Source organism: Halobacteriovorax sp. CON-3, from assembly GCF_043196995.1.
In the GTDB taxonomy this organism is placed as follows: domain Bacteria; phylum Bdellovibrionota; class Bacteriovoracia; order Bacteriovoracales; family Bacteriovoracaceae; genus Halobacteriovorax_A.
Window position 1 is genome coordinate 579,757 of sequence record NZ_JBEBNA010000001.1, and the last position, 20,663, is coordinate 600,419.

Sequence of the window (20,663 nt, forward strand, 5' to 3'; positions counted from 1 at the left end):
TTGCAAAATATTATATGATTTAAAAATGAGATTTCATATTCTTTTATTGTTAATATTTTCTGTCACATCACCAATCCACGCCGAGCTTGCAGAGTTTGACTCAGGTCCAGGTAACGCAAAAATATTTAGGATTGATGCTCTTGAAAATTACGTCAAGAAAATCAGAGAAGAAATAAGTCGCGTCGAAACAGGTATGGATGACAAAATGGGCAAAGAGCTTAAGACTCTAAAGGCCCAACTTGAAGAGCTTAAGAATAAAGAAACTAATATGGACGGGCTCAAGGTTATCGAAGATCGCCTAAATAAGCTGGAATTAAAACATGCTGATGATGTAAAGAAGATACAGGCCGACTTTAGAAACCTTCAACAAAATATCGATCAATCACTATTGGACTTATCAAATAAGATCCTACAGCGAATACAGGTTTTCGAAAAGTATCTTCAAAAGCCCTAGTGTGAACAGTGTCGATATTCATTTTCGACTACTTTTAACTTCTTAGCGATCGTTGGCTGAGTTAAATATATTGAAGTTAATCTTCTCTCATTTGAGACGTAAGAAGAGCCCTTTCTTAGCTCTTTATCTAAACAAAGCTCACTTCGTAAATTATCAACAGCAATGCCACTGTGTGCGACGACTTCAGCACTAAACCAGTCTGCAAAGACTTCATCGAGTTGATCTCTTTGCTTTCCAGGAAGTGGATAGAGCGAACGATTACATGTAGGGTTTGCTAAGAGGTTATCTCCAACTTCTTTAGTTAGTACTTTATTTTGAACTAAGAACTTTAGTTGTGAATCATCTCTATACTTGGCACCAGCACTCGTTGAATTCCTTAAACATTTTTGAATGGATTCAAAAGGATTCTTGCTCTTATAATAACCAGAGTAACGACAGCTATCAAAAGAGTGAGCAATCTCGTGTGCCATTAGACTTACTAGAGTTGCACGATACTTGGCAAAAGCAAAATTTAACCCTTCAAGTCCGATATTAATTTCATTAGTCTTAGGATCATAAGCAAGGCCCCATTCTAAAAAGTCACGGGGTGCCTCGGCCACCTTAGTTCCTTTAACTTTCATTGGTATGAAAACTTTTATGGCCTTAACCTTATTTTCGATTTCATTATATGCCTTAGACTTACCAAGCTGAATCTTTAAAACAGAAAGGGCACTTTTCTTGGCCAATTTTAAACTATTTTCTAATAAGGCAATCTTCTTCTTTGTATAAAGCTCAGAAAAAATCTCACTTAACTCTTTATCAAGTAAGTCCTGAATAACTTTCGGACGGTCTTTAAATGTCCCAGAAGAAAGAACGATATTTTCGATATAGTAGAGTCGCCACTGCTTGGCCACATTGACGGGATCGTTAACATCAAGTTTTCGACGCTTAATCCAACTCGTCACAACAGGGCTTTTCTTAGCAATTAAGCTTCCAAGTGCCTCGTCTGCAACAGCGGCAATAGGCTTTGAGTTGGCAAGATCGACCTTAAGCTTTGCAATTTCGTTGTATATCGCCTCATCTTTTTCAAAGCTAACTTTCTTACAATATGAGTTGTAGGTAGGGTTAGCAAAGAGGCCTATTGAAATAAAAAAGGGGAATAAAAACTTCATTCCCCTATTATAGCTTAAAAAAATTAAATGGATTGTGTGGACTTATTTACCGGAAACAACCGCTTGATCAAAGTGGTTAGAACGCATTCCGCAGTCCACTAAAATCCCCGCAGCATTAACACCACTAGAAGCATTAGATAATAAGAACGCTACCGTATTGGCCACTTCTTGTGTTTTAAGTGCTTCCTTTCTCATCGTAAGCTTTTCAGCAAAGATATAGTTATCAATATAACCAGGGATTCCTGCAGAGGCCGAAGTCTTTAATGGCCCTGAACAAACACTATTAAAACGCACGCGAGAGAACTCACTGAAGCTTTTTGCCAAGTAAGAACAAGTTGTTTCAAGCATTGACTTAATAGGGCCCATATAACCATAAGAAGTTGCCTTTGTATCAGAAATTGAAATCGTCACAACTGATGCATCTTGATTAAAAAGAGATGATAATTCATTTGAAAGCTGCACTAGAGAGAAAGAAGAAATCTGAGTCGCTTGTGCAAAGTCTTCCCAAGAAGTCTCATGAAAAGGTTTTGGATTAGCTAGGTTTGCAAAGGCAATTGAATGAAGCATTCCATCCAATTTTACTTCATCATTTTTCAAATTAACGGCAAGTGCCTTAATTTGATCGGCACTGGTTACATCAACAAGGTAGCTCTTTGACTCTGGAAAGAGCTTTGAAAGTTTGGCCTGGTGATCTTCACTTTGAACAGTGAATATACACTTACCACCATTTTCGATGATTGTTTTTGCACTGAAGTAAGCAACACTTTTCTTATTTGCAACACCAGTGATTAGAAATAACTTATTTTCAAAATTTAAAAAACTCACTTTATACCTTTATACTTTTGCACATGTAAATTCGATTGAAAGAACGGCCTTACCTGCAACCTTTGTTTTCCCTTTGAAGTAGAAAGCATTAGAGATTTGTTCAGTAAGTTCAACTTCCATCACTAGCTCATCACCAGGACGAACCATATTTTTGAATTTTGCATTTGATACTTTTGCAACGACACCTAGTCCACCATCAACACCAGCGGCCATCAGACACGCGCCAGATTGAAAAAGTGCTTCTTGCAGAAGAACACCAGGCATAATTGGGTTACCAGGAAAGTGACCTTTAAAAAAGTCCTCATCACCAGTAACTTGATAGCTAGTTACAATTTTATTTCCCTCACGCTCAACAATTTTATCAACAAATAAAAAAGGCTCGCGTTGTGGAATTAGATCTTTAACATTTAGTTCGCTCATTACAGTCCACCAGTTACTTCAAGTGATGCACCTGTAATATAGGCAGCTTCTTTAGATGCTAAAAATTGAACAGCATGGGCAACTTCAGAAACCTTTCCAAATCTCTTTAGAGGTACTTGCTTCTTGTATTCTTTAACTTGCTCAGCAGGAAGATCAGCAATCAGTTCAGTTTCAATGAAACCAGGACATACATTATTGATCGTAATTCCTTTCTTACCAACTTCTTTAGAAATTGATTTACTCATAGCAATTTGACCTGCTTTAGAAGCAGCATAATTTGCTTGTCCCGGAAGGCCTAGGCTTCCACCAACAGAGCTCATATTAATGATTCGGCCATATCTCTTTGAAAGAAAGTGATTCACTGCTCTCTTTGTCATTAAGAATGTACCAGTTAAGTTGATATCAAGAACACGTGCCCAATCTTCATCTGGCATAATAGGAGATAAATTATCCTTTCTGATACCTGAGTTGTTCACAAGAATATGAATCTGCTCAAACTGCTCATTCATACGATTCCAAAAAGCTTCAACTTCAGAAGCATTTGATACATCAAAGGCCTCAAGAAAGAGATTTTCTCCCAACTCCCCTAATTGCGCCTTAAACGCATTGGCCGCATCATGATTTCCAGCATAAGTAGCAACAACGCGTGCTCCACTCTTTAAGAAAGCTTCAGTGATTCCACGTCCAATCCCGCGAGTACCACCAGTAACAATTGCAACCTGATCTTTAAAATCAAACATATTTATTCCTTTTATTTTTTATTTTTCGCTAGATTTATCTAAGTAAGTATTTAAGTCATGCCCTACGATAACACCGTAGTTTGCGGCCCCAAGCCAACCAGACATGATAATCCCAACAGAGCCGGCATGAAATAGGCCCTTTACTTCATTTGGAAGATCTTTAGAAACAGCAAGTCCTTCAAACTTTGTTCCAAATGAAGACCCGAAATGGTGATGTGTATACTTCTCAACTGTACGAGGAGAAGAAACATTTACATGCTCAACCTTGTCCTTGAAACCAGGAACAAGCTTCTCCATCGTATTAAGAGCATTTTGTGCAAGATACTCTTTGCGCTCTTTATACTCTTCATCACTTAAGTGCATCCAATCTTCATAGCGTGCATTGATACTTGAAACAACTGCATATTTTTGCTTCATATGCTTTCTCATATCAGGATAGTAGATTGAGAATGTCTGAGAGTATGCTTTTGGTGATAGAAGAAGGTCTGTATCAAATTTATCTGAGCTTGAGTAAAAGATTAGCTCACCGATATTTGGAATCGACTCTCCTTCTTTAAGGCCCATAAAAACCTGACATGAAGAAGAATTTACTCTTACGGCCCTTGCTTCTTTAGCAAATTTTTCAGAATAATTCGCATTAGGAGTCATCTTAAAGATCGTATTATAAAGGGCAGAGTTAGAAAGTACTGATTTTGATAAAACCCTTTCTTCTCCAATACGCACACCTTTTGCGACATTATCTTCAACTAAGATTTCATCTACTTTTGCATGAAGTTTAATATCCACTCCATTGGCAAGTAGTTCATCTTTCATCATCCCAATAAGCTTATCCGTTCCACCTCTAAAGATATAAGCACCTTTATTCATGAAGTTAGAAAAAACAATTCCGAATGTAATGGCCTCATCTTCTAGAGTTGAACCATTAGCATAAGCGATTGGTTCAAGTAAGAAGCGAACCACATCATTTCGGCCTGGAAAGTATTTTTCAAATAATTGGCCATTAGTCATGGCCTCATCATCATAGAAATTCATGGCACGAAGTTCATTGAAGAACCCCACAACGTATTCACGTTCAAGATTAAATTTCTCCACCATGATATTAATATAGTCTTCTTTGGTGAAATCTGTATCAATCTCAAACTGAGGATTAATAAAACGAATCTTATCAACACGCTCAATGCAGTCAGCGATATCTTTTGACCAATATCGACGACAAGTTTTAATCATCCCAACAGGAAAGCCGTGAAGAGAGATATCAAAAATATGTCTTTCACCTTCATTTGTTGGACGTCTAAACCATGTAGCGAAGCCACCTAATTTATTATGGGCCTCAAGAAGAAGGACGCTTCTTCCATCTTTGGCCAGTTTGTTAGCTGCCGTCATACCTGCAAGCCCTGAGCCTACGATAATAACGTCATAAAATTTAGTAATTGGGTCTTTCTTTTTCAGTAATGTCATTTTTAACTTTTCTTTTTAAATCAAATTATTTTTTTAATACCATTGTTGATAATTTTTGTGTTTTTGGATTAATTACATAAACAATGAATGCAACAGTACCGTTATCATTGATACGTGGAGCATGAACAAATGGAGATGTAGTTGCGTCTACAACTTCATAGTCTACACCATTGATCGAAAGAGCGTCTCCTTCTCCAATAAGCTTTGACCACTGTCCATTAATATATGTAAAGATTGCCGCTACACCGGCCTTATCATAACCGCGAATAATGATGTCCCCATTTGCATTCATTGAAGGAGCAAAACCATCAAATTTAGAAATCTCTTCTCCTAAAGTTAAAATTGGCCTAACAATCCCATTACTTGAAGCAAAGAGTTTCACACCATCACTTGTTTGTGCCCAAACAGCAATGTCACCTTTTTTATTAACAGTGTATTGATTTTGGATCGCTTTAATTTTTGAAGACGGTTGTCCATCTCTATCCTGCATAACAATTTGACGACTCCCCTTTTTAATATTGTAAAGGTAGAGACGATCTGGTTGAGACTCAGCAGTAGACTTGCCCATTCTCACTTTTGTTAGAACATAATTACCGGCCGTTACTGGAGAGAAGATATATCCCATCTCTTTTGTAAAACTTGTGAAAACATCTTTTTGTCCATCAAGATTCTTGATCACAACCTTTGCTTTGCTTGTTCCAAAAGAGTGACGGTAAATTAAAGTGTCTTCACTATTCATGGCCACACCAGAAACACCAGTAAACATCCCTTCAAAGTTTTCATGCTCTAAGCGCTTACCAGTCTCAAGATTAATCGTATAAATACCAGTGTGTTCATAACCATTATTAGGTGCGAAAACAACGTGATCTTGTCCCGTCGCTCCATCATTGAAAAGATAGAACTCACTAATGGCCTCATCACCGTTTCCAGCAAAGAGCTTCACATTATCACCTTGGTTCCCACAAAGTATTCCGTATTTAGAAATTCCGTTGTCTGCTCCACTAAGAGAGAAACAAACTTTACCTGAATTTTCTAATCTAAGAGATGTACTGATCCAAAATGTTTGATCAGGAAGATTAAGTTTTAATTCACCACTACTTGCTAATAATTCGTAATTTGCTTGTGCATTGAACATTGCGATAGCGGCCAATGCTATTTTAAATAAATTCTTCATAATATTTACCCCGAAATAAGTGAAAGTGTGTGTTATTAAAGGCATTATCATACCTAAGAGGCTTCATTTCGGCTAGAAAATGGACGAGAATTTTTTGGGCCAAATGACTAAAAATAGGTTAGATTTGACACATGTCGATCCTTTGTAACTTAAAAAACATCAATCTTGCCTTTGGGCAGAAAGTCATTTTCAATAACGCACAATTCTATATTGAGCACGGGGACAAAATTGGTCTCATTGGCCTAAATGGAATGGGAAAATCTTCGCTACTAAAAATTATTAACGAAGAATTAGCACCGGACTCCTCAACTCCCCCATTTACATTTGAAAAGGCCACGAAGGCACAGGGCCCGACTCTCGAGTTTAATGTTTTCAAAGTCGATCAAAATTTTACAATACCTAATGACGACATCACGATTGCTGAATATTTTTATTTTCAATATCGTGATTTAAAAAAACTCAATGATGATTTACTAACTCTAGACTTATCAACAGATAAGGGACTTGAGAAACAAAATAAAATCATGGAAGAGCTTGAGCACAGAAATTACTGGGAGCTCAAAAATAATTACGAAAGTTACATCAAGGCCTTTGGCCTAACTGATCTTCATGTTAAGGTAAAAGGCCTCTCAGGTGGAGAACAGAAAAAGATTCAATTAAGTCTTGGATTAACGGCAAAGCAAAACCTTATCCTATGGGATGAGCCAACAAACCACTTAGACTTTGAAACAATTGAACAATTTGAAGATGAGATCATGAAGTCTAATAAGACTCACGTTATCATCTCCCACGATAGATACTTACTTTCAAAAGTTACGACGAAAATCTTTCACATTCATGCGGGTATTGTATCTCCTTTTAAAGGAACATACGCCGAGTACCTTGAGTTTACAGCTGCCCAGGAAGAACTCAGGTTAAACTCTTTAACAAAACTAAAGAACTCGCTTAGGCGTGAAACGGCCTGGATGCGCCAAGGGATTAAGGCCCGTGGAACTCGCTCCAAAAAGCGTGTCGAAAACTTTAACGACTTATCAAAAGCTGTCCAAAAGTTAAAGGATCAGGCACGTAGTCAACTTGATCTGGCCATGAATGATAGTAATCGAAAAACAAAACAACTTGTCCAATTCAAAGACGTTTCTTTTGGTTTTGAAAATAAAGCTCCGCTATTTAAAGGGCTAAACCTTTCAGTTTTTAAAGGAGACAAGATTGGTGTCTTGGGTGAAAATGGAGTTGGTAAATCAACTCTAATGAAACTAGTCGCAGATCGCTTAACTAATATCAGTGGTACAATCAAAAGAGCAGATGACTTGAAGGTTTGTCTTTTTTCACAAAAGAGAGATGAGTTTGATTTATCAAAGTCACCATATGAACTTCTAGGTGAAGGTGAAGACTTTATTCATTTTAAAAATGGCCGCTCAATTCACGTCGCTAGTTATTTTCAAAATTTCCTCTTTGATCGCGGCGAGCTCTATCGTCCTCTATCTAGCTTTTCAGGAGGAGAGCTAAATCGACTTCAACTTGCACTTAACTTAAAGAATGAAGCTGATATTTGGATCTTTGATGAGCCAACAAATGACCTTGATATTGAGTCGATTGAAATTTTAGAACAGAAACTTTCTGAGTTCCAAGGAACTGTTATTATCATCTCTCACGACAGATCATTCTTAGAAAATATCACAAATCGTGTCTGGTTAATTGAAAATCAATCCGTCACAAAGTTCTCAAGTGGATTTACTTTTGTTCGTCCATACCTTGAGGCCCGTGAGATTGAAAAAAATCTAGAAAACCAACAACAAGAAGACGTTGGCCCTCAAGTTATTGAAGAAGTTAAAGTCGAGATAAAACCAAAAGTAGATACCGATAAAGTTGAAGCTGAAATCATGGATATTGAAGAACAAATTACAAAAATTGACGAACTTCTATCTCGTTTTGATTATTCAAATATGGACGATGAAAAGAATCAATTGATCGCAGGACTAAATCAAAAAAAGAGTGTTCTCAATGAAAAGATTGAAGAGCTTTTTGAGCTGTTATCTTAAATAGTTAGCAACTGCCAAAGAAGAATGGCTATTTCTTATAGGAAATGGCCAAGTTCCCCACCTAAACTACTGAATTCTTTAATATAATAGAAATCTGTTACTATCAAAAAGTACTTAAAAAGTATGTGAATTTACCGATATGAACTTGACGATTATTAGTGGTACGTAAACAGGATAGGAACAAGTTTGAAATTAAAGGCAATATCGGCCCTCGTCATACTCACGCTGGCCCTACTATTGACGAATAGAAATTCGAATGACGATAGTCTAGTTGCTTCAAACACCACAAACTCAATAAATCAAATTGTTGTCGATGACGAAAACAATCAAAAACGTAAACCAGCTTCCAATTCAGCAAATTCAATAAGTTCAGTAAAGAAAAGATTCATTGCAAAGAAGACGACTCCAACTAAAGATTCGGGAGAAAACGTCAACTCGTCACCGGCATATCTTAATAATAATTATCAGAATGATTCTGTTGTCTCGACAGGAGAAATTAGCTCAGGTGAAAGTAGTTATACAGAAACAAGTAACGCAACTCCTGCTTATTCAAATAATCGTGATATGGCCTCTTCTAGCTACTCGCCAACAGAAAGCAACAAGAGTGAAGATAAGAAAATAGCGGGGGCGTCAGGATCATCCGGGTCTTCGGGCCCAAGCTTTTATTACCAACCAACAGTACAATCACAGGAAGAATCAAATACATCATCAAGCTCAAAGAGCTCATCTTCATCTTCATCTTCATCTTCATCGTCTGATCCATATATCCCTCCGACACCAAGGCTACAGGGTTTAGTTCCCCCACTTAATGGAGTGATTACGCATACAAATTTTTTCTCACGCCAGTTCAGCGCGTATGCAGCGACGACTTGTCCTGATCCAAAGGTTGCAATCTTTGATACGGTTACGATGTCAATTCTCGAAGACAATCCGATTGATCTTGAGACGATTGCAACGTCCACTCAATTTGAATTTAATATTAATGACCTTGATTTAGACCTAACAGCACCAGCACGCTACAAGATCAAGCTTCTAGGTTGCGATATCGAACTTGAAAAAATCGTCACAAGTTTCTATAAGAACCAGAATATTACAGCAGCTTCAACAATACTTGCCCAATTACCTTCAACTAGTATTGATTACTCAACAGATGCAAGCTTCACTAAGAAATTAGAGGAAGCAGAAGAGGCCCTATCAAAAACTCTTGATGAAAATCTGACAAATCTTGAGGATGCCTATACACAAATTGAAAGTGATAACGAGATACAAAACACTTTTAACGAGCTAACAGATGGTGAAAACCTTGAAGTCCTAAAAAGCTCAAAACCTAAGATTAAAACAATTCTAACAGCAACCTTTATGGATGAAGGGGTATCGGCTTCGTATTCTGCACTTGCAGATCACTGGGACTCAACTTACCAAGTTGCCTATGAATGGTTTGTTGATGGTGTCTCAACGGGAACAGGCAATGCTTGGAACTACACTCCTCCATCTAATACTCTTCCAAAGGCAACGATCACACTTAAGGTAGGAAAGAAGCAAAGTGGGAATGATCGTGTCGATACAAATTTTCCTTTCCACGAAAAAAGCTATGAAATCGATATTAATCAAGTGAATGACGCTCCTACTTTGGCCACTCCACAAACAATTAGTGCTACGGAAGACTCAAATTTAGATTTTAGTTTAACACAAGGAGTAGACCCAGATTCATTCTCATTAACTTATTCAATTGAAACACAACCGACGAATGGAACTCTGACTTGTAGCGCTGGCACAACAGCTTGTACGTATACACCTAACCTCAATTTCACAGGTAGCGATAGCTTTACATATAAGGCAAACGACTCAGAGCTGGATTCAAATATTGCGATCGTTAATATTAATGTTGCAAACGTGAATGATAGGCCAACAATCGCAGCAAATGAGACTTTTGTTGCAACAGAAGACAATGTTTTAAACTTCACTCTTACTGATTCATCAGACATAGACAATACTAGTGCTGAATTAAGCTATAAGTTAATCACGCCACCTTTAAATGGAACGTTATCAAATTGTTTTACAACAGGTGGTTATACTTCGGATCTAAGTTGTACTTACACACCTAATGCAGACCATAACGGTTCAGACACATTTACCTATATTGTTAACGATGGCCAATACGACTCAATTGGCCAGGCAACAGTTACAATAAATACAACGGCCGTAAATGATGCTCCGATACTTTCTTCAACTCAGACACTAACAACAGCAGAAGATACACTTCTTGCTTTCACACTAAATACAGGAAGTGATATTGAGGCCGATACTCTAAACTATATTATCGTATCAACGACTTCTAATGGTGTTTTAACTTGTACGGGCGGTACTTCAAGAGATTGTCAGTATATGCCTTCAGCAAATTTCAACGGAGTTGATACTTTTACATATAAAGTTAATGATGGAAGTCTTGATTCAAATACTGCAACAGCAACAATCACAATCTCATCAGAAAACGATGCGCCTCTAATTGGTAGTGACCAAAGTGAATCAACAAATGAAGACACTCTTGTAAGTTTCACACTTAATAGTGCGACTGATATTGATGTACCGGCACAAACACTTCAGTACAAGCTTATTACAGCTCCTACGAATGGGACACTATCAAATTGTATTACAAGTGGAAGCTACTCAACTGACGTTACTTGTGACTACACACCGAATTTAAATTTTAATGGGACTGATTCATTTACATATCGAGCTAATGACACGTTAGCGGACTCTCCTACACAGGCAACTGTTACAATTAATATTGCCGCTGTAAACGACGCTCCTGTCCTAACAGCAACACAAAGTGTTTTTACAACAGAAGACAATTCAGTAAGCTTTGACTTAAATGCAGCTTCAGATATTGAAAACGATGCTCTGACTTACACTATCGTTTCGACAACTTCTAGCGGTACTCTTGTCTGTGACGAGGGAAATTCAAGGGCCTGTACTTATACGCCAAATGCTAATTTCAATGGCCAAGATACATTCACTTATAAAACGAGTGATGCAAGCTTAGACTCAAATACAGCAACTGTAACAATAGATGTGACAGCAATTAATGATGCTCCAGTGATGGCATTGGATCAAAGTTTCTCAACAGATGACAACACTCCACTAAGTATTACTCTATCAAATGCAACAGATGTTGATGGAGATAGCTTAGCTTATAAAATAACATCGATGCCAACAAACGGGTCTCTTACAAATTGTATTACAACAGGAAGTTACGGCACAGATCTTACTTGTACTTATACTTCAAATATAAACTTCAATGGTGTTGATACATTCTCATTTATTGCCAATGACACAACAACAGATGCCCTTAGCTCAGCGACTGTGACAATTACAGTAGCAGACAAGACTCCTTCAGCACCACCGACTATTGCACTTAGCTCTGCTCTTTATACGAATTCAACGAATACTAATCTTACAGTTAGTTCATGTAGTGACATAAGCTTTGTCCTAATTAATGAAGGTACTCAACCTACTCCTGCAGATAGCTCTTGGCAGTCTTGTTCAACAACAGCATCGGCCATTACATATACCTTGGCCAATACAAATCAAGGACTCCATACTCTTAAGGCATGGTCTAAGGATGTAAATGGTAACGTATCGCTAACATCAACAGATATCTCTGTTTACTATGATACGATAGCCCCTACAATCTCGATTGCCACCGTTGCTAATCAAGCAGGATCAAATGGAGTTACACTTTCATGGGATATTACGGAAGATAATATTTCAGCTGCTCAAACACATACAATTGACTATTGGAATGGGAGTGCTTGGGTAAATATCACTTCATCACTAAATGCAAGTGTTGGCCCATTATCAAATACGACTTTTACACAAGCATGGACAGTACCAGCATTAGATATTGAAGACGCAAAAGTTAGGATCTCACTTAGTGACCTTGCTGGAAATACTAACACAGTTGAATCGAATACATTCTGGATCGATTCGACAGCGCCACAACTTGCTCACGATACATTTACATCATATGGGCAAAGCACAACAAAGACATTTTCGTGGACACTAACAGAGAAACATATTGATGCTGGTGCAAATGATTTCGCTTTAAGATTCTTTGATGGAAGCTCCTGGCAAAACCTAACGGCAGTAGCAGCTGTTACAAGTGAGAATATTTCAAAGAACTACTCCACTGATATCACGCTAGGAAGTGAAGTTAATAATGCCGTCTTTGAAGTAAGCTTTACAGATGCAGCAGGACATAGCACGACGGTGCAGAAGACTTTTGTCATTGATGGAACAGCACCGACAATTTCTTCAATCTCATTAAATGGTGGTGCAACAACAACTGGAAATAATAATGTTCAAGTTGATCTGACTGCAGCGGACTCTGCTTCAGATATTACGTATATTTGTCTCAAGTATGATGATACAACAGCGCCTTCAAGTATTAATGATGAATGCTTCACAACACTTCCAGAGGCAAAAAGAACGAAGAATTTAACAATCACAAGTGCAGACAATCTCTATGTAAGAATTGGTTTTGTCACTAATAGCTATAGTGTTTATGCATGGGCCGCCGATGCTGCTGGGAATATTTCGACAAATACTCAAGTAGCTGGAGTTGATAAAGAATCGATTAATTATATGCCAGGAACACCTCCTGAAATTTTTAATATTAGTGCAACGAATACAAATACACCAAGCTCACCGGCCACGCTTGCACAACTTCAGGCCCCTCAAAACAGTGATATCTACGTTAAATGGAAGGCCATTGATAATGAGGGACTAGCAACCAATCCAATTAGTATTTACTATTCTTATATGGATGGCACAGAAGAGAAATATGAGCTTCTAATGGATAGTGTTGCCAATATTCAAGGAAGCGGTTGTACGATTTCTGCCCAAGAAACAGGCTGTATCAAACTAACAGCACTTTCACCTACTAATGCTGTTTATAAGATCAGAGTTGTGGCACTTGATAGCGACGGAAGTGAAACCTTTATGACTTCGGCCCCTCTTAATGAATCTAACTTTAGAATTATTGCAGGAAGTACTGAAAAAGGAATAGGCGGAAGTGGACGTTCAGTTATTTTCAAAGATGGAAATTCAACATATGAAATTGACCTATTCTCAACGGTAGTCACTGATCGTGGAGATATATTCTATCGTGACCTAGATGCTGGTCTCTTATGGGTAGATCCTGCCACAGGAATTATTAAAGAATTATTACCAACAACAGGTACACCAAGTGGAGATGGCGGATCAATTGAAAATGCCACAATTGGCTTTGCAAGTGCCATTACCCTTGACTACAACAATGGGCTTCTTATTGTCGATAAGGGAAGTATTAGACGTATTGATATGAATACGACTCCTTGGCAAATATCGACTCTAGTCGGTGGAGGTTCGAGCTCTAATCCAGGAACAAGTTTCGCACCAAGTGCAATCGACATTGCAAGCTTTCACCGCTTTCAAGGTACGCTTATTCCTCTACCAAACGGCGACCTCTACTTTAGAAGTACTTCAAGTAATACTGATCGCAATTGGTTTCACTTTGATGCAAGCGAGAATATAGTCAATCGTATTCAAATCGATGGTGTCGGTATCTACAATGAAGACACTTATAGTTGGTCTGGAAGAAGTGTTACAAATATGGCCATCGCCTATAATGCGGTAAACTCAACGCTTGAGCATATGCATGTATCTGTTCATAAGCCTGTCACAGGAAATACTCATTACCGTGTCGCTAGACTAGACTATGCATCAGGAACACCGACAACAACTTATAATGCTATTGCTCCTTATGATATCTACACAGGTTATCGTTCAATATATAAAACAGGATTAGATGGTAAGATCTACTTTGATTATAATCACGGCAGAAACCTTATGCACTATGACCATGTCACTAATACGTACACAAGAGTTCTAGGTACAGACTCGACTTCAAGTACGCCATGTGCAGATGGGACTGCGGCAACGTCATGCCCTATTGATCTTCAAGGTTATTTTGTAAACCAACAAGGTAAAATCTATTTTAATGACCACGGCCTTATTAGAACATTAGATGATAGTGGTAATGTCGTAACTCTAGCTGGACAATTCTCTTCTTCAGGAGATGGAGAAAGTGCACTATCTGCTCGTATCTCGGCCTCTTGGCAAATTGATTGGGGTAAAGATAACGGCCTAGACAACACAATCGTTGTCGGAGATTACGTTTCAGGAACATACAGAGAATTTACAATTGGTGGAACCATCGAAACTATTGTTGGTGGTTACTCAGCGAGATCCTATAGCTTCTCAGTTGATCGAACAACAGGAGATATTTTTGATGATGTTGGTTCAGGTGTAAATCGCTACAGCAGAACGACATTAACGAATACACGTGTTATTGGAAGTGGTGCCACTTGGTACTTTGATGCTGCATCCGATGGACTAGTCGGAACAGATATTAAATTTGACTGGTATAACGAGCAAATTCTAGGGGTGGCAAATGGTGAGCTTATGCTTCACAAGTCACGTTATAATGGATCAACGACTTCAGATGCATTTATTAAACTATATGATATGAATGATAGCTACCGTCAGTCCCACTTTGCGGGGATGCCAGATACAGAAAGAGGAAGTTTCTATAGTGCCGGAACACCTCTAGCAACAACTCGAGTACCAACTTACGGCGGAATGGTTAATGCACACTACGACTCAACACTAGGCTGGATGTTTAAGCAGACAGGCTCTGCGCGAGTTATGGTAAAAGGTGGCGATGGAAATATTGTTGATTACACAATGCTACCAAGAACGACTAACGGCTTCACTCACGTACGCCATAATTCGAAAGAGTATTACTACTATTGTTCAAGTAATAAGCTTTGGCAGTATAATTTTACAGATGATATCGAGACTGAATTAAGCTGGGATGCACAGGTTAGTTGTTATTCATCACAGAGAAAAATTCTCTACAACCCAACTAATCATTCTGTTCACTTCTTAGTTATTCAAAATGGATTATTTGCAGTTGCAGAGTATTTTCTTTAGATATTTTTTTCTTTACGAATCATGGCCATGGCAACTTTAACACCATCAACAGCAGCAGATGTAATTCCACCTGCATAGCCCGCACCTTCTCCACAAGGATATAGGCCTTTGTGAGAATCAGACTCAAATGTTGCGCGACTTCTTTTAATTGTCACAGGTGCAGAAGTACGAGTTTCAGGCGCTAATAAAAGAGCATCATTATTAACAAAGCCCTTCATTTTCTTATCAAAAGACTCTAAACCTTCACGTAAACCTTGTGCAATAAATTCAGGTAAGATCGTTGTTAAGTTATGAGAGAAAATCCCTGAAGGACAAGATGTCTTTGGAAGATCTTTTGAAACTCGTCCATCAAGAAAGTCTTGAACTCTTTGAGAAGGAATCTCTTTTCCTGTAGCATTTGCAACAGAAGCCTCATAGGCCTTCTTTTCAATATCGCGTTGAAAGTAGTGGCCATTTAAAACATCGTCAAGGCCAAAGTCTTTGCCTGCGTTTACAGAGACAACAAGTGCCGAGTTCGACCACGGTGAGTTTCTAGCAAAGTTACTCATTCCGTTTACAACAATACCATCCGCATCTGTTCCAGATGAGAGAACGTAACCACCAGGACACATACAGAATGAGTATGTTCCTTTATCAACATTTTTATTATGATAAGTAAGCTTGTAGCGTGCGGCACCAAGATTTTCTTGTACAAAACGCCCATACTGAAGGAAGTCGACTTGCGTACGACGGTGCTCAATACGTACACCTACAGCAAAGTCTTTTGCTTCCATAGCAACTTCTTTATCTTTCAAATGATAGTAAATTTCTTTTGCCGAGTGCCCTGTTGCTAGAACAACATTATTACTCTCCAGAATTCTTCCGTCACTAAGCTTTACACCTGCGACTTTCTTATCTTCTTCAAAAATAACTTCATCAACTTTTACGTTATAGTGAATCTCACAACCCTTGTCTTTTAAGTGATCCGTGATTTTTTTAATCAGTCCACGAATCTTATTCGAACCTAAGTGTGGGTTAGAAACGTAGGCCGTCTCAGGAGGTGCACCAAAGTCAACAAAACGATTCATTACGTATTGAACGTAAGGTGACTTAATACGCGTAATCAACTTTCCATCAGAAAACAGTCCAGCGCCACCTTCACCAAAGCATACGTTATTATCATCATCAAATTCATTATAGCGCCAAAAGCGAGCGATATGCTTCATACGATTATGAGCACGATCTCCCCTTTCAATAATCACTGACTTGATTCCATACTCAGCTAAGCGTAGAGCGCAAAATAGACCCGCAGGGCCTGCACCAATAATAATTGGTGTTTGCGAAAAATTATCAAGAAAATTAAATTGTTCACGGTAGGCCGAAAACTCTTCTCCTGGATAAATAATTTCTACTTTATAATTATAGATAGGCTTCTTTCCGCGATTTGCACCACGAGCATCAAGTGCCTTATTATGGATTCGATAATCAGCAAAACCTGGAAAGTTTTTATTTAGGTAAAACTCTAGGTCTTGATCGTAGTCTAATTTAAAATTCGTAATTTTACTCATTCGTACTCTTTCTTTCTCTATATGATAAAGTTATGTGATAAAATAATCAGCGTATATTATAACCTATCTTGCCCAAATTAAAGGATTAACATGGCCAAAATTTCCCAAATAATCATTGGTGACGAGCTGCTAAATGCAAAAATTAATGATCTTAACTTGCAAATACTTGCAAAAGAGATCGCTCCCCTTGGATTTGACTTCAAAAAGTGCACAGTCCTAGGAGACAAATTTGATCAAGTAACTCAGGAAATTAAAAAACAGGCCACTGAAAATGACTTTCTTATCATTACAGGAGGGCTAGGGCCAACAAAAGATGACTTAACAAAATCCATTGTTGCAAATGCACTAGGAGTTGAACTTGTTGAGAACCTCGAGGCAGAAAAGGTCGCCATAAGACAATATGAAGCTTTTGGCAGAACATTTTCACGCGAATCAAGTAATTACCACTTACTCCCAAAAGATACCTCTCCCATTTATAATCCTTCAGGACTCGCTCCAGGAATTCATGCAAAACTTGGAAGCTGTGAAATCTTTTGTACCCCAGGTGTACCACGCGAATGCCAAACCATGATTCGAGATAGCATTGTTCCAATGCTTAAGGACCGAGCAGAAAGCTCTCATGAACTCTTTGTTTGCCGCACTCACAGTATCCCAGAAGAAACAATCTTCTTTAAACTTTGCCCTAACCTTTGGGAAGACCTCGAACAATTTGGCAAGGTAAGCTCCCTCCCAATTATCTCAGGTGTGGACATTACAATAAATCTAAAACCAGAGCATCAAAATGAAGACTCACGACAAAAGATCCGTGACATTATTGAGGCCACAGAAATTAAAAATAATATTTGGACATATGGCCTTCGCTCAATCGAAGAAGTCATTGTTGAAGAAGCAAAGGCAAAAGAGCTGACAATTGGCTTTGCAGAAAGCTGTACAGGCGGACTTGCCAGCTCAACAATAACAAATGTCCCAGGCTCATCTTCAGTCTTTCTTGGAGGAGTCGTCAGTTATGCCAACTCCGTGAAAGAAAATATTATTCACGTCAAAGAAGAAACACTCAAGAACCATGGCGCCGTTAGCATTGAAACAGCAACTGAGATGGCCGCTGGTTCTCGCAAGGCCCTAGGTGTTGATATTGCCATTTCTTATACTGGAATTGCGGGTCCAGGTGGTGCGACTCCTGGCAAACCAGTTGGTACTGTTTGCATCGGTGTTGCCACAAGTGAAGGTGTATCGGCACAAAGATACGAGTTTCGCGGAGATCGTATGCGTTTAAAGAATAAATTTTGCCAACAAGGCTTGATCTTACTTCTTGCGAAGGTACGCGACCTTTAAGGCTTTAAGGTACGCGCCACCTTTTCAGGATTTCAACATCTTGCGATCATGAGTACTTACACTAAGAGGGATTTTAAAAACACTCCTTTTTAAAGAAGTGCTAATTATATTAGTTAAGTTACTTGAAAATCTTCGTTCATAAAAAGACACCTCATCTGCATACTTAAAATGTGGCCTATAGTTTAACAAGCGAGCTTCAAAGCTTGTGAAGTGTAGAGAACTATATGGATAATCAATGCATCTTTCTACAATATTTACTCTTAGAGGATTTTGATAAATATAACGATATACATTTTGTAAATAGTCCTGATTGGACACAATTGTCCACTTATAGCGATTACTGAATTTATGATTTATTACTCTAGCATTTTGACTGATTAGTTTTGAGAGTTTGAGATTAAAATACATCATAAACCTATCAAGATTCTCATTAGGAGTTGTAATGAGTAAGTGATAATGATTATTCATTAAAACGAAACAATTTATTTCAACATTAACATTTTTCCGAGCATAAGCTAATGCCTGCTTAGCTAAATCCCAAACATGATACATTGGTAGTGGAAAAGGAACTTTATTATTAGTTCGAGAAGTTACGTGATAAGGAAACTCATTTTGTCTAATTAATTTAGGTCTAGGCATTCAGACGTTCTGTCGTATCTGACATGACAAATAAATAAAAACGACATCATTTTATTTTTTAATTCGATTACGAAACATGGTACGCGCCACCTTTTCGAGATTCTAGAAAGTTATCTAACAAAAAGGAGAAATCTTCCTCAGAGAACTCACAAGAATTAAGATTACTAATACAAAAGACTTCATTCCATAATGAATACTAATGAAAAGCAACGAGATAGAAAATTTAGGCTTAAGTATAGAAGAAATTGGAGACTAAGTGATTAAAATCTCGAAAAGGTGGCGCGTACCAAAAAGGGGGGCAGCTCAGTGAACTGCCCCTCCCCCCATCTCAGCGCTAGCTTTAGGCAGCTTTCTTAATTTCTTCCATTTCCATGATTAGGGTTGAAATTCGTTTACCTGCGCCCTGTAAACGTCCGGCCAGTAACCTTGATAGATTGAGTATCAAGAGTGAAAAGATTCGAGGATTGGTTTTGTACAGGCCGAATATGTCCGAGTAGTTCATGACGAGAACATCTGTATAATTATCTGATTGAACGGTTCCGTAGCGAACGTTCTCTTTTAGAAGTACCATCTCTCCAAAGAGGTCTCCTTTCTTACAACGAGCGATTTCTTTATCACTAGCATTGAAAACTTTGGCAGAGCCGTTAAGGATGAGAAATAATTCCTCACCAATGTCACCGTGTTTGAAAACATAGTCACCAGGCTTTAGCGTGAGCACCTTACAGCGCTCACATATAGTCATAATTTCATTGTCGTAAAGGTCAAAAAATAGCGGACAACCTTTAACGATTGATAAAACACTCATCTCTCTTCTCCAGATTTAAAGTCAGCTTTAAGTAATTACTTAATTAAGCAACATTCTTCTTATCAGGGTCCACCTTTTTAATTGGAGCATCTTCACGCATGAATCTTTCGATACTTTGAAGAACTTTAAGTACACCTTGCATTGTACTCTGCTCCTTAGCATTACCTCGTTGAAGGTGATACCAAAGGTTTTGCATAGAAGTTTCAACTTTCTTAAAAATTTTGTAACGCTTTTCCGGCAGAGGGAAAAGAGTGTTTAGGAAAGTTAAAATTAGAGAGAAGAAAATCCCCGCAATCGATGTCTTCATCGAGAAGGCAACGTTGATAACGAAACGAGTAAGGTTATCTGAAGATTTTTCAATATTATTAAAGTCAATGGCCGCAATCTCTGGAAGGGCCATGGCAATACCAATGAACGTTCCGAAAACCCCAAATACAATAAATAGGTTTGGAAGAATATCGATCATACGAGACGCACCATCAATAGGAATATGACCATAAAGTTTAGTCCAGTTTCTATCATCACTCATGATACGATCAGTAAGCTCTGTATAGTTTGGAGGAACAGTTGATTTAAATACCGAACTCTCCCCGTGAATTGAAGCAATAAGACCATGTTTAGAACCGATATACTGATTCAGAGAAATACTTGAGCCCTCTGAGTTATCGATTTCTTTATCGATCTCTCTTTGTTGCTGTTGCATGACCTCTTTACCGTCATAATGACGATTTTGAATATTGGCATTATTGCTGAAACGAAGAGCATTATCTGGTAGGGCCGCATTTACACGTCCTAAAAGATTAGACATATAAGAATCGATATCATCGATTGGTATATTCTTTTGCTTGTCATCATCGATGGCCGCATCTAGTTCACGTGTAAAACGAGAGTAGTAAGCATCATCATCCTTACTGTGACGATATGCTAAGTAGCGGAATACAAGGGCGCATACTAAAAGCCCCATCATAAATTCGATAAGATATGTACCGAAAAACCCTAAAACAATCTCAATCATACGTACCTCTTTGTTAGGTCTACCAATCC

At 38.2% G+C, this 20,663-nt stretch carries 14 protein-coding genes; 4 read left to right on the plus strand and 10 right to left on the minus strand.

Annotated elements, in window-relative coordinates:
- Positions 1 to 25: 25 nt before the first annotated feature.
- Positions 26 to 454 carry a hypothetical protein gene (locus tag ABMA72_RS02710; protein ID WP_393055958.1) on the plus strand — a complete coding sequence of 143 codons (429 nt, stop codon included), beginning with the start codon at positions 26 to 28 and terminating at the stop codon, positions 452 to 454.
- Here ABMA72_RS02710 and ABMA72_RS02715 read toward each other — a convergent pair.
- The 6 genes from ABMA72_RS02715 to ABMA72_RS02740 are packed head-to-tail and all read right to left on the minus strand — an operon-like array spanning position 451 to position 6,222.
- The gene (locus ABMA72_RS02715) at positions 451 to 1,605 is read right to left on the minus strand and encodes a hypothetical protein (RefSeq protein ID WP_392855815.1); all 1,155 of its coding nucleotides are present in this window, start codon (positions 1,603 to 1,605) and stop codon (positions 451 to 453) included. The two genes, ABMA72_RS02710 and ABMA72_RS02715, sit on opposite strands and share 4 nt — an antisense overlap.
- A 42-nt stretch (positions 1,606 to 1,647) precedes the next feature.
- The gene (locus ABMA72_RS02720; protein WP_393055961.1) at positions 1,648 to 2,430 is read right to left on the minus strand and encodes an enoyl-ACP reductase; all 783 of its coding nucleotides are present in this window, start codon (positions 2,428 to 2,430) and stop codon (positions 1,648 to 1,650) included.
- Between the two features lie 9 nt (positions 2,431 to 2,439).
- Entirely contained in the window at positions 2,440 to 2,850 is a 411-nt protein-coding gene (fabZ, locus tag ABMA72_RS02725; RefSeq protein ID WP_393055964.1) for a 3-hydroxyacyl-ACP dehydratase FabZ, read from the minus strand.
- Positions 2,850 to 3,590, minus strand: coding sequence for an SDR family oxidoreductase (locus ABMA72_RS02730; protein ID WP_392855820.1), 741 nt, complete (start codon positions 3,588 to 3,590; stop codon positions 2,850 to 2,852). Before ABMA72_RS02730 ends, fabZ begins: the two co-directional genes overlap by 1 nt.
- 18 nt (positions 3,591 to 3,608) lie before the next feature.
- Positions 3,609 to 5,048, minus strand: a complete 1,440-nt coding sequence (locus ABMA72_RS02735) for a phytoene desaturase family protein (RefSeq protein WP_393055967.1) — start codon at positions 5,046 to 5,048, stop codon at positions 3,609 to 3,611.
- A 25-nt stretch (positions 5,049 to 5,073) separates the two neighbouring features.
- On the minus strand, positions 5,074 to 6,222 hold the full coding sequence (locus tag ABMA72_RS02740) for a hypothetical protein (protein WP_393055969.1): 1,149 nt from the start codon (positions 6,220 to 6,222) through the stop codon (positions 5,074 to 5,076).
- 131 nt (positions 6,223 to 6,353) lie between these two features.
- Here ABMA72_RS02740 and ABMA72_RS02745 point away from each other — a divergent pair, with 131 nt between their 5' ends.
- Both ABMA72_RS02745 and ABMA72_RS02750 read left to right on the plus strand, forming a co-directional pair.
- Complete coding sequence (locus ABMA72_RS02745; RefSeq protein WP_393055972.1) at positions 6,354 to 8,261, plus strand: ABC-F family ATP-binding cassette domain-containing protein; 1,908 nt, start codon at positions 6,354 to 6,356, stop codon at positions 8,259 to 8,261.
- Positions 8,262 to 8,447: 186 nt separating this feature from the next.
- Entirely contained in the window at positions 8,448 to 15,296 is a 6,849-nt protein-coding gene (locus ABMA72_RS02750) for a tandem-95 repeat protein (RefSeq protein ID WP_393055975.1), read from the plus strand.
- Here ABMA72_RS02750 and ABMA72_RS02755 read toward each other — a convergent pair.
- The gene (locus ABMA72_RS02755) at positions 15,293 to 16,843 is read right to left on the minus strand and encodes an NAD(P)/FAD-dependent oxidoreductase (RefSeq protein ID WP_393055978.1); all 1,551 of its coding nucleotides are present in this window, start codon (positions 16,841 to 16,843) and stop codon (positions 15,293 to 15,295) included. The two genes, ABMA72_RS02750 and ABMA72_RS02755, sit on opposite strands and share 4 nt — an antisense overlap.
- 90 nt (positions 16,844 to 16,933) lie before the next feature.
- Between ABMA72_RS02755 and ABMA72_RS02760 the strand changes: the two genes are divergently transcribed.
- The gene (locus ABMA72_RS02760; protein ID WP_393055981.1) at positions 16,934 to 18,175 is read left to right on the plus strand and encodes a CinA family nicotinamide mononucleotide deamidase-related protein; all 1,242 of its coding nucleotides are present in this window, start codon (positions 16,934 to 16,936) and stop codon (positions 18,173 to 18,175) included.
- Positions 18,176 to 18,199: 24 nt separating this feature from the next.
- Here ABMA72_RS02760 and ABMA72_RS02765 read toward each other — a convergent pair whose 3' ends face one another.
- The 3 genes from ABMA72_RS02765 to ABMA72_RS02775 form a co-directional block, all read right to left on the minus strand.
- A complete protein-coding gene (locus ABMA72_RS02765; RefSeq protein ID WP_392855833.1) occupies positions 18,200 to 18,814 on the minus strand; it encodes a transposase in 615 nt (204 codons plus the stop codon).
- 340 nt (positions 18,815 to 19,154) lie between these two features.
- Positions 19,155 to 19,619, minus strand: coding sequence for a cyclic nucleotide-binding domain-containing protein (locus tag ABMA72_RS02770; RefSeq protein ID WP_392855835.1), 465 nt, complete (start codon positions 19,617 to 19,619; stop codon positions 19,155 to 19,157).
- A gap of 43 nt (positions 19,620 to 19,662) precedes the next feature.
- A complete protein-coding gene (locus ABMA72_RS02775) occupies positions 19,663 to 20,634 on the minus strand; it encodes a hypothetical protein (RefSeq protein ID WP_392855837.1) in 972 nt (323 codons plus the stop codon).
- Between the last annotated feature and the right edge of the window lie 29 nt (positions 20,635 to 20,663).

Excerpts from the sequence above, each read along its gene's own strand:
- ABMA72_RS02730 (WP_392855820.1), bottom strand. The coding sequence starts at position 3,590 with ATGTTTGATTTTAAAGATCAGGTTGCAATTGTTACTGGTGGTACTCGC.
- ABMA72_RS02775 (WP_392855837.1), bottom strand. The coding sequence starts at position 20,634 with ATGATTGAGATTGTTTTAGGGTTTTTCGGTACATATCTTATCGAATTT.
- ABMA72_RS02770 (WP_392855835.1), bottom strand. The coding sequence starts at position 19,619 with ATGAGTGTTTTATCAATCGTTAAAGGTTGTCCGCTATTTTTTGACCTT.
- ABMA72_RS02740 (WP_393055969.1), bottom strand. The coding sequence starts at position 6,222 with ATGAAGAATTTATTTAAAATAGCATTGGCCGCTATCGCAATGTTCAAT.
- ABMA72_RS02755 (WP_393055978.1), bottom strand. The coding sequence starts at position 16,843 with ATGAGTAAAATTACGAATTTTAAATTAGACTACGATCAAGACCTAGAG.
- ABMA72_RS02715 (WP_392855815.1), bottom strand. The coding sequence starts at position 1,605 with ATGAAGTTTTTATTCCCCTTTTTTATTTCAATAGGCCTCTTTGCTAAC.
- ABMA72_RS02760 (WP_393055981.1), top strand. The coding sequence starts at position 16,934 with ATGGCCAAAATTTCCCAAATAATCATTGGTGACGAGCTGCTAAATGCA.
- ABMA72_RS02745 (WP_393055972.1), top strand. The coding sequence starts at position 6,354 with ATGTCGATCCTTTGTAACTTAAAAAACATCAATCTTGCCTTTGGGCAG.
- ABMA72_RS02710 (WP_393055958.1), top strand. The coding sequence starts at position 26 with ATGAGATTTCATATTCTTTTATTGTTAATATTTTCTGTCACATCACCA.
- ABMA72_RS02765 (WP_392855833.1), bottom strand. The coding sequence starts at position 18,814 with ATGCCTAGACCTAAATTAATTAGACAAAATGAGTTTCCTTATCACGTA.
- ABMA72_RS02735 (WP_393055967.1), bottom strand. The coding sequence starts at position 5,048 with ATGACATTACTGAAAAAGAAAGACCCAATTACTAAATTTTATGACGTT.
- fabZ (WP_393055964.1), bottom strand. The coding sequence starts at position 2,850 with ATGAGCGAACTAAATGTTAAAGATCTAATTCCACAACGCGAGCCTTTT.